This is a genomic window from Rhodopirellula sp. P2 (assembly GCF_028768465.1).
Taxonomy (GTDB): Bacteria; Planctomycetota; Planctomycetia; order Pirellulales; family Pirellulaceae; genus Rhodopirellula.
Map to the genome: position 1 here is coordinate 5,868,527 of NZ_CP118225.1, position 12,677 is coordinate 5,881,203.

At 57.8% G+C, this 12,677-nt stretch carries 10 protein-coding genes; 5 read left to right on the forward strand and 5 right to left on the reverse strand.

Translation table 11 applies throughout. The features are described from left to right. The first annotated feature begins 3 nt into the window (after positions 1-3). Positions 4-1,374 (forward strand): S49 family peptidase, encoded by a 1,371-nt coding sequence (locus tag PSR62_RS20630; RefSeq protein WP_443217311.1) that lies wholly within the window; start codon positions 4-6, stop codon positions 1,372-1,374. 24 nt (positions 1,375-1,398) lie between these two features. On the opposite strand, the gene PSR62_RS20635 is transcribed toward PSR62_RS20630, so the two are convergent. Beyond that, positions 1,399-2,340: a WecB/TagA/CpsF family glycosyltransferase gene (locus PSR62_RS20635; protein ID WP_274404878.1), complete on the reverse strand. Its 942-nt coding sequence runs from the start codon at positions 2,338-2,340 to the stop codon at positions 1,399-1,401. Between the two features lie 152 nt (positions 2,341-2,492). On the opposite strand from PSR62_RS20635, the gene PSR62_RS20640 reads away from it, so the two are divergent. After that, entirely contained in the window at positions 2,493-3,728 is a 1,236-nt protein-coding gene (locus tag PSR62_RS20640) for a sulfatase (RefSeq protein WP_274404879.1), read from the forward strand. A gap of 3 nt (positions 3,729-3,731) precedes the next feature. Then, the gene (gene ald / locus PSR62_RS20645) at positions 3,732-4,817 is read left to right on the forward strand and encodes an alanine dehydrogenase (protein WP_274404880.1); all 1,086 of its coding nucleotides are present in this window, start codon (positions 3,732-3,734) and stop codon (positions 4,815-4,817) included. A gap of 444 nt (positions 4,818-5,261) precedes the next feature. Here ald and PSR62_RS20650 read toward each other — a convergent pair whose 3' ends face one another. Both PSR62_RS20650 and PSR62_RS20655 read right to left on the reverse strand, forming a co-directional pair. Beyond that, the gene (locus PSR62_RS20650; RefSeq protein WP_274404881.1) at positions 5,262-6,149 is read right to left on the reverse strand and encodes a hypothetical protein; all 888 of its coding nucleotides are present in this window, start codon (positions 6,147-6,149) and stop codon (positions 5,262-5,264) included. Positions 6,150-6,325: 176 nt separating this feature from the next. Continuing rightward, complete coding sequence (locus tag PSR62_RS20655; RefSeq protein WP_274404882.1) at positions 6,326-7,822, reverse strand: Do family serine endopeptidase; 1,497 nt, start codon at positions 7,820-7,822, stop codon at positions 6,326-6,328. 473 nt (positions 7,823-8,295) lie between these two features. Between PSR62_RS20655 and glgC the strand changes: the two genes are divergently transcribed. Together glgC and PSR62_RS20665 are read left to right on the forward strand one after the other, a co-directional pair. Then, positions 8,296-9,636: a glucose-1-phosphate adenylyltransferase gene (gene glgC / locus PSR62_RS20660; protein WP_274404883.1), complete on the forward strand. Its 1,341-nt coding sequence runs from the start codon at positions 8,296-8,298 to the stop codon at positions 9,634-9,636. A gap of 51 nt (positions 9,637-9,687) precedes the next feature. Next, positions 9,688-10,656, forward strand: a complete 969-nt coding sequence (locus PSR62_RS20665) for a diguanylate cyclase (RefSeq protein WP_274404884.1) — start codon at positions 9,688-9,690, stop codon at positions 10,654-10,656. 295 nt (positions 10,657-10,951) lie between these two features. Here PSR62_RS20665 and PSR62_RS20670 read toward each other — a convergent pair whose 3' ends face one another. Both PSR62_RS20670 and PSR62_RS20675 read right to left on the reverse strand, forming a co-directional pair. Next, positions 10,952-11,863 (reverse strand): N-acetylglucosamine-6-phosphate deacetylase, encoded by a 912-nt coding sequence (locus PSR62_RS20670; protein ID WP_274404885.1) that lies wholly within the window; start codon positions 11,861-11,863, stop codon positions 10,952-10,954. Further along, a complete protein-coding gene (locus tag PSR62_RS20675; RefSeq protein ID WP_274404886.1) occupies positions 11,860-12,627 on the reverse strand; it encodes a glucosamine-6-phosphate deaminase in 768 nt (255 codons plus the stop codon). The genes PSR62_RS20670 and PSR62_RS20675 overlap by 4 nt, the downstream gene beginning before the upstream one ends. Positions 12,628-12,677: the final 50 nt, after the last annotated feature.

The following is a 12,677-nucleotide window of genomic DNA, read 5'->3' on the forward strand; positions in this document are numbered from 1 at the left end:
ACTTTGACGGTTGCGACGATTCTTCTGCTTGTGCGTGTCAAACCGGTCGCACCCATCAAACTCATTCTCCCGAGCGAAACGTTCGATTCGATCAAACAGGCGTTCCATCGTTGGCACACGCCCCACTCCGTCATCCCGCTCGCATCAGGAAACCACGTGCCACGCCGCGAAAAACCTGGTCGCTTCTCCGTCGCACGGGCGTTCTTCACGAGCGTTGTCGCCTGGGCTGGTGTGCTGAGCATGGCGGGTTGTTCGCATCCCATGCGAGCCCTGGTGGGTGGGAACATGCGGATCGATGGCGACATGGGTGTCCAAGGAGACATGGGTGTCGACGGCGACATCAACATGAATGGCACAATGACCACGGTCAGCAAGACCGACAACACGGCCTCGCCAATCCGTCCGGTTGAAATCAACGCAGCGTCGCCCGGCTCCAACTCACGAATCGCGATTGTCGATGTGGACGGGTTGCTGATCGACCGCAACTTCAGCGGGTTTGGCTCGATGGGAGAGAACCCTGTTGCCTTGTTTCGCGAAAAGATGCGTTGGATCGAATCCGACCCCACCATCTCCGCGGTTGTCCTGCGGATCAATTCCCCCGGCGGAGGTGTGACGGCCTCGGACATGCTGGCTCACCAGCTTCAGCATCTCAAGAACACACGCGGCATCCCAGTCGTTGCCTGCTTGATGACCACCGGAACTGGGGGCGCGTACTACTTGGCAACACATGCCGATGCCATCGTTGCGCACCCCACCTCGGTTGTCGGCGGCATCGGGGTGATCCTGAACAACTACAACATGGAAGACACGCTGGGTCAGTTCAACATTGTTTCCCTGCCGATCAAATCGGGAGACAAAATCGATGTGGGTTCGCCCGAACGAATGATGCAGCGTGACGAGCGAGATTTGCTGCAAGCAATGGCGGATGAATTCCACGAACGTTTCATTGAACAAGTCCGCTCATCCCGTGGGGACCGTTTGGTGGTCACCAGGGACGTCAACGCAGCGAAAATTGACGAACCGGAAGACGCGGACGGAGAAATGCCAGCGGATGAACCAAGCAATCCGATTCCGTTTGATGGCCGCGTGGTTTCCGGAATGCAAGCGCACTCACTGGGTTTGGTCGACCAAACCGGATACCTCGACGACGCCGTGTCACTGGCAGGAAGCATGGCGGGACTTTCCTCATCGCCCGCATTGGTTCTTTTGCGTCGAGACAACGACCGAGCGATGTCCGAATTTGATGTCACTCCCAATGTTCCAATGACATCGATCTTGCCCATCCAGTTGCCAGGTTTGGATCGCAGTGCGATGCCGACGTTCTTGTACTTGTGGCAACCTGATCCCAGCATTGTCACCGCCAACGGCGGCTGATGCGGAGTGCGAATCCATTTGGATTCAGGAATTCATGCCCCAGCCCTTGACCGTGTTCTTCCAATCCGCGGTCAATGCGGAACACAGGTAGCCGATGTTGGACATGTAGCGTGGCACCAGGCGTTTGGGGTCGCTGAGCATTCGATAGGCCCATTCCATGCCAGTGCTCTGGAAAATCTTAGGGGCTCGTTTCGCGGTCCCGGCCAAGAAGTCGAACGACGCACCCAGCTGAATGCTGACGGGCACGCCGATGCGAGTGGCATGTTCGGCGATCCATTGTTCACCTTTGGGTTGCCCAAACGCAACGAACAACAGGTCCGTTCCAGCCTCACGAATTCTCGCGTCTTGAGCAGCCTGTTCGTCCGGCGTCAAATTGCGGAATGGAGGCGATTCGCAACCGGCGATCCGCAGGCCTGGGTACATGGCTTTCAATCGCTGGGACGCTTTGTCAGCAACACCGGGTGCACCGCCCAAGAAGTAAACGCGATGACCGCGCTGGGCCGCTCGTCCGCACAAGTGAATGATCAGTTCGCTGCCTGCGACTCGCTCGGGCAGTGGTCGATCGGTCAATTTGCTGCGAGCCACGATCGGTTGCCCGTCCGCTAAAACCAGCGCCGCCCGATGGGTGATCTGCTGAAGCTGAGTGGACCGGTGATGCAGCATGCAATAATTCAAGTTCGCCGTGATCACGTACTGCGGCGTTCCAGCGAGGATCAATTGATCGATCGCATCAACGGATTGCCACATGTCCAAACGATCAAAGGGCACATCCCAAACGTTCACGGTGTCGCGAACAAAAGGCGGCGCGGTCCCGACCGAGGCCTCGGGTTTTGTCAGAACCGTGGTTCCGAATCGTGGCCCCGATTGAAATTTGCCCGGGGCTTCTTGCGAAGCCGGTGGCACCACCACCGGCGAGGCAGAGGTGGATGAAGCGGGATACGAACTGACGGAAGAAGCCGAATTCATGGCGGAGCGTATTCGATGAGTGGTTGAAAAATCGTTCCAACCGCGACAATCGGTGCTCCCGTCATTTTGAGAGTGACCATGCCGCGATAGACTGCACTTTCAACCCTACGTCACGTTTTCTGCCGCAACGCAAATTTGGTCCCAAGCAACGCATGCTGATCTTCACGCTGGAAGGATTCACCCCCGCTGCGATCTCCGCCTATGGATCGTCTTGGAATCGGACCCCCGCTATCGATCGCTTGGCGGCCGAAGGCACCACATGGAATCGAGCGATCACGCCGGTCACCGATCCACTGGAACAATGGGACCGGTGGGCGAACACCTTGGCGGGAACCCCGCAGGCCAATCACATCGTCGTCATCACCGACGACCCGCGACTGCTGGAACGAGATTCCGCAGCCATGTTTGAAGAAATCATCTTGCTGGAAAGCGACCTGGAGACGGCCCCCGACGCGGACGATGAATCCGAGGCAATTGACATCGAGGACACCTCCATCGGCCGCTTGACCGCCCTCGCCGCGGACCGGCTCGCACAAGGCGACTCCGTTTGGCTGCACACGCGTTTCCTGACACATTGCTGGGACGCCCCCCGCGAACTCAGCGACGACACCATCGCGGACGAACCCAGCTACTACGACGAGGAATCCGGGGAAGACCTTCCGGCCGAGGAGCTCGGCGAGGACCATGATCCAGTCCCCTTCATCGTCGAATCAGCCACTCCGCCGAACCATTCCATCACAGCGGACGACGACCCAGACTGGATCACCACCTGGATGCGTACCTATGGGTGTCAGATCAAATTGGTCGACGCCATGCTCGACATTTTGGGTTCGGTGTTGGCCCCCGACGAAACGATCGTGCTCAGTGGAACCAGCGGTTTCGCCCTGGGACAAAACGGTTCGATCGGGCATCGCACTGGGCCCTGGCGTTCGTGTCACCTGCACGTGCCACTGGTCTGTTCGGGCGGATCTGGACTGCGATCTCGATTGGTGGCCTCGGCCGATGAAGTCGCTGCGGTGATCGGCACCCGCTTGGCCAACCCAAGTGGGGATCTCTTGCCAACCCATCTGTTCGCTTGTGAAAACGTTGCGGACGCTCCAACGGAAGAATCCAAACCCGAGGAATCTTTGCCCTCGAATCCCTCGTCGCCATCACCCACAGAGCGTGTTATCACCCAACATCGCAGCGTTCCCATTGCGATCACCACCAACGATTGGTTTTACGTTCCTTCGGACGACCAATCCTTGCCCAGTGATGCAGTCGAGCGATGTCACTTGTACTTGAAGCCCGATGATGTCGACGACTTCAACAACGTGGTGCGTTTGCGACAAGAAGAGGCGGACCGACTTCACCAAACCCTTTTGAACGAATTCCATCGAGCAGAGTGATTCATGATTGTTGGCGTGCCCTCGGAAATTAAGACCGACGAATATCGTATTGGCATGTTGCCGGTGGGGGTCGCGGAACTGACTCAAGCCGGCCACACCGTTTTGATCCAAGCCGGCGCGGGCCTGGGATCGGGATTGCCCGACCATGACTACCTCCGAGCGGGTGCCGAATTGGTTGCCACGGCCGAGGACATTTTCGCGCGAGCGGATCTGATTGTGAAAGTCAAAGAGCCTCAGCCGTCGGAGTACGAATTGATTCGTCCCGGCCAACTGGTGTTCACGTACTTTCACTTCGCCGCCGACGACTCGCTGACCAAAGCCATGCTCGACAGCGGCGCAACCTGCCTGGCATACGAAACGCTCCGCAACAGCTCGGGACAACTTCCGCTGCTGACACCGATGAGCGAAGTGGCCGGACGGATGAGCATCCAAGAGGGTGCGAAGTTCCTCGAACGACCTCAGATGGGACGCGGCATCTTGCTGGGCGGTGTTCCTGGTGTCGCCCCCGCTCACATCACCATTCTCGGTGGCGGCGTGGTGGGAGCCAACGCGGCCAAAATCGCCGCGGGTTTCCAAGCTGATGTGGCCATCCTCGACGTCAACCTGGATCGCTTGCGATACCTCGATGATGTGATGCCCGCCAACGTGAACACGCTGTACAGCGATCGGGACAACATCGTCGAACAACTGGAACGAGCCGACCTCGTGATCGGATCGGTGCTGATCCCTGGTGGCCGCGCCCCCAACTTGGTTCGTGCCGAAGACCTTCGGATCATGAAGTCCGGCGCCGTGGTCATCGATGTCGCGGTCGACCAAGGCGGATGCATCGAAACCAGTCGCCCGACCACGCACAGCGAGCCGACCTTCATCATCGACGAGGTCGTCCACTACTGCGTCGCCAACATGCCCGGAGCGGTCGGCCGGACGAGCACCTTTGCACTCTGCAACGCAACCATGCGTTGGATCTTGAAAGTCGCTGCGGCAGGGATCGAAGGCGTTGTAAAAGACACCGGCCCGCTGCAAACCGCCGTCAACATCCACGCAGGCGAAATCGTTCACGAAGCCGTCTCGACTGCCTACCAAGGCTGAGCGCAAGAGACCTGTCGTCCCCTCAGGTTCCATTGGCTGACGCCAATGGCTACATCCTGTCGCCACTTCGTGGCTGAAATGTTCACGCGAGCCCTCTCGACACAACCATCCAACCAGTCCCAACGGGACGACACGTTGTCGCCACGGGCGCGAGCCCGTGGATGCCCGACAACCCACACCCCAAAAAGCCCCGAAGGGGTGACAGGTGTCGGGACCTGGCATGAGACCTGTCGTCCCTTCAGGTTCCATTGGCTGACGCCAATGGCTACATCCTGTCGCCACTTCGTGGCTGAAACGTTCACGCCAGCCGAGTCCATCGGCTGACGCCAATGGCACCATCCTGCCGCCACTTCGTGGCTGAACCGTTCGCGCTAGCATTCGCCGCGGCCCAAACCCCGAGCGTGCCAGGAACCTGCACGGATCCGATTCAACCTTCAGAACCGATCACTCGTCCGATTCGGCATCGTTGGATTCGGCATCGGCGTCTTTGGAGTCGGATTCGCTCGGTTCGGACTTGCTAGACTCGGATTCGGCTGGCTTCGCTTCCTCCAACTGCGAACTTTCCTCTGGTTCGCCATACAGAAGTTCGGGAGCGTTTGGGTCTTCCATCCATTCAATTCGCTCGACGGTCACGTAGTCGTAGTCATTGAACAGGACTCGGACGTGGGTTTCCCCCGCATCGCCTCGGACCACAAACACGTAGCTGGCCGCTTCCGCGTCGGTGTAGTCGTCGGTCAATTCCCAATCGTAGGCGACGTACTGGACCGTTCCCACTTCTTTCAGGATCGTTGCGTTCTCTTTGATCAACTCGTAAGTCGACAGCGCCATCGCGGAATCAAAGGGCACTGGGATGGTCTCCAACTGCACTCGGGTGTCCAAGTCCGTTTCGTCAGGAACCAAATCAACGCGGTCAAACCATTCGTCTTCTTTGGCGCTGACCTCGACCCGCACGATCGCCTCACCCACCGTTCCAATCACGCGGTAGAAGTACTCGTCGGTGTAGACCGAATTGTCGAGGTTGTGCTCGGCGGCAAACTCAACCGACTCGATCTCGCCCACCTGTTCTTGGATGGTTTCATTTTCCGACAACGCGAACTGCAACGCCGTGGGGGTTTCCTCGTCGTCAGCCATGTAGTCGTAATTGACCGCATTGAGTTCGCTCGCGAGCCTTTCGACCGCGTAGTAACCCAGTCCCAGCACACCTCCGCACATCAGCAACATCGTCACCGAAACAATCGCGACGATGATCACCGTGTTCTTGGACGAACCACCGCCACCGGACGATGAGTTTGGAACCGGTTGGCTGTACGGTGAGTGCGGCGCGTGGGACATGGATGAATGTCTTGATTGAATGAATGCCGAAAGAAAGCGATGCCGGTCGAAGTATAAACAAAAACGGGCCCGTGAATTTCACCGGCCCGTTCGCTTTCTTCCGATCCTCCTGCCTTCGATCTCCGCGGATGCATCACGATCAAGCATGCTGCATCCGCGAAATGAAGTCCCCGCGATCACTGCAGCGGAACGATCATCCGGGTGTTCCCACGACGAATGATCAATCGCAATGGAATGCCTTGCCGCTTGGCTTCCGCGATGATCACCTGCAATTCATTCACTGTTTGGACCGCGTTGCCACCGGCACTTTCGATCACATCGCCGGCCATCAGTCCGGACTCCGCCGCGATTCCACCATCTTCGACTCCGACGACGATCAATCCCGATTCCATTCCCGCGTAGCCATAGCGTTGAGCGGATTCAGGCGTGATTGGTTCGAGTTTGGCCCCCAGCACGCTGCCGCCATGGAACATCGCCATCGCTTCGCTGGTTCGCTCTTGCAAATCGACGGTTTTGTCCAGCGTTTCGCCATCGCGATTGATGACCATCGAGACGCTCGCCCCCGGAGGACGACTGGCGATGTAGTTGACCAATTGCGAACTGCTACGGACTTTCTTTCCATCCACACTGACGACCACGTCGCCAGGTTGCAGATTCGCATTCGCGGCAGGTTGTTTGTCCAACACGCCTTGAATCAACGCACCGTCTTTGACCTTCAATCCCATTTCATCAACCAATTCCGGTGTCACGTCACGGACTTGGGCTCCCAAGAATCCGCGCCGCACCTGCCCGTATTCGATGATCGACGTTAGCACGGGCCGAGCCAGAGAAACAGGGATTGCGAATCCGATGCCGGCGCTGGCACCACTGCGAGAAAGAATTGCAGTGTTGATCCCGACCAATTCGCCACGCAGGTTCACCAACGGCCCGCCGGAGTTCCCCGGGTTGATGGCCGCGTCGGTTTGCAAGAAGTCCTCGAACCCTTGGCCGTTGTTGACGATCTGACGGTTGCGGTTCTTGCCACTGATGATGCCCGCGGTCACGGTTTGATCCAAACCGAAGGGACTGCCGATCGCCAGCACCCAATCCCCCACTTGAATAGCATCGGAATCGCCGAAGGCAATCGCCCGCAACCCTTTGGCTTGGATTTTCAAGACCGCCAAATCGGTTTCGGGGTCGGTCCCCACCACTTCGGCGGGCAATCGACGATCGTCACTCAGTTCGACATAAACCTCGTCAGCGCCTTCCACCACGTGATTGTTGGTCAGGATGTAACCGTCTTCTCGAACAACCACACCACTGCCCTGGCCTTCCCGAGTGGGCATCTGCTGGCTGCCTCGCGAACGTTCTTCGAAGAAATCTTCAAATCCAGGTGGCAACTGGCTTCGCAGTCCCGGCGGCAGGCGATTGCTCACGGACTTGGCTGTCGTCTTGGAACTGATGCTAACAACGCTGGGACGCATTGCTTCGGCAACGGTTCGGAAAGAAGCCGACAAATCCTGAGCCGTGTTCAGTCCCTGCCCCGGATCGATCGAGGTCGCGGTTCGATTCGTTTGATCCGCCAGCGCATCGGACCGCATGCCGTCAGGCAAACTCACCACGACCGCGGTGGTCAGCGTGGCAAGCCACAAACTTCCCAAAGCAAAGCTGATTGGTTTCCATTGATTTCGCATCGTGAATATTTTCTCCTGAGAGGGGATGGTCGGGTGACTGATATTTCGCTCGTACCGTGGCGAAGTCAACGCACCATCGCGAGACCTCGGCCAAACTCTTGTCATGGCAAGCGTGTCGCCCACTCCGGGACGGATTGCCGTGACTTTTCAGAGCAGTACTACTGAGGAGGGTGCCCGTTTGGTTCACTTTGAACCGGAGATGAATTTCGACCCAAGACCTCCGAATTGCGCCCCTGAGTCCCCGCTTCGGCCCCCAATGTGCAATCACTGAGTCGCAAGCTCGCAGCAGGCAAGAACACACGAATCGCCTGCTTGAGCTCGCCCAAGGGGTGTGCGTTATTGAGCAACCTGCGCACTCATGCCGTCGAATGTCAAAATGGTGAAGCTGTTCCGCATCGACGCATGAAACTCCCTTTCAAGCCGATGAGGGAAAACTAATTTCCGCTCGACAGTCAACAAGGGACTTTGCTAGCATGCTCGTTCAGCATGTTGCGGGTGCCGACATGCCCAACGCGGTAGGAAACCACGAATCCATGATGCGACAAACAGTAACGGTGATTTTGGCCGGAGGTCGTGGCTCACGACTGGAACCACTCACGCGCGATCGAGCGAAGCCGGCGGTGCCCATTGGCGGCGCCTATCGCATCATCGACTTTGTGCTGAGCAATTGTTTGAACAGCGACATGCGACGGTTGTTGCTGCTGACGCAGTACAAAGCCCAGTCGTTGGACCGACACATCAACGTGGCCTGGCGAAACTATTTCTGTCGTGAATTGGGCGAATTCATCGACGTCGTTCCGCCTCAGCAACGCATCGATGACAATTGGTACCAAGGCACCGCCGACGCGGTCTACCAAAACATCTACGCAATTGAACGGGAAGCCCCTGAATACGTCGTGATTTTGGCGGGCGACCACCTGTACAAAATGAACTATGAATCGATGGTGAACTTTCATCATCGCAAAGGAGCGGATGTCACCGTTGGCGCGCTGCGTGTCAGTCGCGAGGAAGCCAGACAGTTTGGCGTGATGCAGGTCGACACCGACAACCGGTTGGTCGAATTTCAGGAAAAACCGGAAAACCCGCGTCCCACACTCGACGATCCGGATGTCTGCTTGGCGTCGATGGGCATCTACGTGTTCAACACCCGGTTCCTGTTCGAGCGACTGTGTGACGACGCGACTCAGCCCAACAGCGACCATGACTTCGGCAAAAACATCATCCCGGATGCCATTCAAGACAGCCAAGTCTTTGCGTTCCCATTCACCGACGAGAACCGCAAACGCGAAGCGTACTGGCGGGATGTCGGCACGCTCGAGGCGTACTACGAAGCCAACATGGATCTGGTTGGCGTGGATCCTCAACTCAACCTGTATGACCGGCAGTGGCCGATCCGTTCCTTCCAGCCCCAACTGCCGCCCCCCAAGTTTGTCTTCGGCAGCGAAGGCCGCTCATCACGCCGCGGGGAAGCCTTGGATTCAATCGTTTGCCAAGGCGCGATCATCAGTGGCGGTTGTGTTCGCCGCAGCGTCATCGGCTCGGGCTGTCGCATCAACAGCTACGCTCAAGTTGAAGACAGCATTTTGTTTGACGATGTGAACGTCGGACGCCACAGTCGCATCCGCCGCGCCATTATCGACAAGGGCGTGCAGATCCCACCGGAAACAGAAATTGGATATGATCTGGCGATGGACCGCGCTCGTGGTTTAACAGTCACTGACAGTGGACTCGTTGTGATAGCGCGCGGCGAAATGATCGCACCGCCAGTCACCACGAACGGATCCTCCGATCCATCCTCGACCTTGACTTCCTGACCGCTGTCTTCGGCGAACGCTGAGGGCCTCCTTGCAACCCTTCGCTGCACCGTGAATCCGTCTCTGATCGCCGCCGGTTTCTTCTTTGCAGCGGTCTTGGTCGCAATCGGTTATGTCGTGGGACGTCGCCGACGCAAACACCCGACGGCCGTCCCCGAAGGTCCGATCATCCACGAGGACGAGCGTCAGCGAATGCTGGGTTTGCTCGAAGGTCTTTCACGATGGACCAATGAATACTCCGGCAACGTTTCGAACTACCAAAGCGAGCTGGGCGAACTCAGCGACGCGATGCGGATCAGCATCCAACAATCGCGATCCGGGGCCGCCCGAAGCGGTCCTCAGACGGACAATCAAAACGCCAGTGACGCGAGAATGGTGACTCTGATCAATCAGATCATGTCAACCAACACCGAACTGCAAACCCGTCTGGAAGCCGCCGAAAAACAGTTGGAAGAACAGACCGAGCAAATTCAGTCTTACCTGACCGAAGCTCGCACGGACGGATTGACGGGATTGTTCAATCGTCGTGCGTTCGACAAAAAGCTCGATGAACTTTTTGTGGCCTACCGCGGCGGCGGCAAGTCCTTCACGCTGATCTTGATCGACATCGATCACTTCAAAATGATCAACGACACGCACGGGCACCCCATCGGCGATGTTGTTTTGCAACAGATTTCTCAGCGTTTGGGCAACGGCATGCAAGACGCGGAGATCGTCTCTCGATTTGGCGGCGAAGAATTCGCGATCCTGACCTATCTGCCAATTCGTGTGGCAGCGGACAAAGCCAACAAACTACGCGAACGCATGGCCAATGACTCCATTGAAATCGGTTCCGCCGAACTGACGGTCACATTGAGCGTCGGGCTGAGCACGCCGCATGAGGACCTGGTCATCGGCCCCATCGTGCGTCGCGCCGACGAGGCCCTGTACTCCGCGAAAAACATGGGTCGCAACCGGGTGTACTTCAACGATGGCAACGGGGCTCAATTGATCGGTGCCCCGGAGGTTGTCCGCTCGTAGAGCCGCTCAGCATCCCGACCTCCGAGGGCGTGCCGTTTTCGGATGCTGCGTTTCGGCAGTTTTCCAAATGGTGCACCTCTCCCGAAACGCAGTTGGGGGAGAGCGATAGTACGAGATCGAGCGGCGCCGTTCAGGCGGACGCGAGGGTGAGGGCCGGGCATGGGAAGTGGCGCGTGTTACCGCTCCCCCGGAAAGCATGCTTTCCGACACCTCCCGCTGCGCGGGCGAGGTTCGCAAGACGTCACAAACACAGCACTTCAAAACGGCGTGATCTCCGAAGCAGTGGGACCGCCGACTACTTTCCGTCCAGCAATCTCGCTGGATTGGTCTGGGTCCACGCTTGGATGCTGGCTTCGTCGACACTCAATTCTTGACGCAGCTTTTCGGTCATGCTTTGAACCGATGTCGCGCACCCCGCGAAGTGCGTGCGGCACTCTGCCCAGGCCGCACCGTCGTCATCGACGTGCACGTTTTGGCCGGCCAACGCATACGTCCCTGGCCCCAACCCAGCCGCACTGATCGCATCACTGACGATGATGATGTTCTGTTCGGGCACACACTTCAAATAGTTGCCCAGCGCCATCATCGGAATGTGAAAACCATCGGCAATGAAGCTGATCGCCAACCGCGAGGCACGCGAAAGAACTCGCTGCACGATGTTGTCGTGACGGGGCACTTCCGAAGGACACGCGTTGCCCAGGTGAGTGAACATCGTCAGTCCGGAATCGATCGCGACATCCAAATCCTTCAACGTCGCGTTGGTGTGCCCCGCCGCCACGATGATTCCCTGCTCACTCAGCCAATTCGTCGTTTTGCCTGCCGAATCTTGCTCCGGTGCCAACGTGACCAATCGAACATGCCCGCGTCCCGCATCCACCAATCGCTGGGCATCCTCGCGATTCGCTGCCCGGATCTCCGATTTCGGGTGCGCCCCCGCGTAACCATCCCAAGGGGAAAGGAACGGTCCTTCAACATGGATTCCGGCGACCGTTTTCGCGACCTCCTCATCCTGTTCGATCGCGTCCGCCAAGCGGCCGATGCGAGCGCACATCGCGTCCATCGAGTCGGTGATCACCGTGCCCAAGCACCGATCCACCTGATGAGAACGCATGACTCGACAGGCCTGCTGAACTTGCTCGATCGACAATTCATCGCCGTTGAAATCCACGCCCGCGTAACCGTTGACTTGCAGATCGACGTGGCTCAATTGCCAGGCTCCATCGAATTGCGAGTGTCGCGATCCAGTTCTGCTGACGACGCGATGTCGATGATCAGCGTCGCATTGGGATGCTGATGCAGTGCCGAAGCCGGAACCATTGGGTCGTTGACCACCGACAGAGTTTTCGCCACCGCTTCCGCCTTTTGAGCGTCGGGAACGGAACAAAAGATTTGACGGGACTTCAGGATCTGCTGAACCGACATGCTGATCGCTTGGGTCGGCACTTCCTCCAGAGACGAGAACCAACCTTCGCCAACCTGTTGCTCGCGACACCGTTGGTCCAAGTCCACCAGGAGATACGGATCGGTGGTGGTGAAGTTGGCAGGGGGATCGTTGAACGCCAGGTGTGCGTTCTCACCGATTCCCACCAAAGACACGTCGATGCGTGTTTGACGAAGCAAATCGCCCACACGTTTCATCGTTTCCACCGGATCGCGATCCCCGCGAAGAAAATGAAACTCGCCAGGCGAGACTTTTTCAACAAAGCGTTCGCGAAGGTATTTGCAAAACGAGGCGGGATGATCCGGCGAAATCCCGACGTACTCATCGAGATGGAAACCGGTCACTTTGGACCAATCGATGCCTGGTTGTTCTGCCAGAGACGACAAAACTTCAAACTGTGACGCACCGGTCGCCACGACGAGATTGGCATGACCGAACTCATTCAGTGCCATTCGGATGGAATCGGCGGCATTTCGGCCCACCCACAGCCCCATTTCGAAGCGGTCAGCGGCTAGGATCTTGTTCAACATTGGCGGTCGCAGAAGGCGGCTAACAAATCATACGTTCATCGACAAGGCTT

Coding starts and splice junctions, on each gene's coding strand:
- PSR62_RS20635 (WP_274404878.1), bottom strand. CDS start 2,340: ATGAATTCGGCTTCTTCCGTCAGTTCGTATCCCGCTTCATCCACCTCT.
- PSR62_RS20640 (WP_274404879.1), top strand. CDS start 2,493: ATGCTGATCTTCACGCTGGAAGGATTCACCCCCGCTGCGATCTCCGCC.
- ald (WP_274404880.1), top strand. CDS start 3,732: ATGATTGTTGGCGTGCCCTCGGAAATTAAGACCGACGAATATCGTATT.
- PSR62_RS20650 (WP_274404881.1), bottom strand. CDS start 6,149: ATGTCCCACGCGCCGCACTCACCGTACAGCCAACCGGTTCCAAACTCA.
- PSR62_RS20655 (WP_274404882.1), bottom strand. CDS start 7,822: ATGCGAAATCAATGGAAACCAATCAGCTTTGCTTTGGGAAGTTTGTGG.
- glgC (WP_274404883.1), top strand. CDS start 8,296: ATGCTCGTTCAGCATGTTGCGGGTGCCGACATGCCCAACGCGGTAGGA.
- PSR62_RS20675 (WP_274404886.1), bottom strand. CDS start 12,627: ATGTTGAACAAGATCCTAGCCGCTGACCGCTTCGAAATGGGGCTGTGG.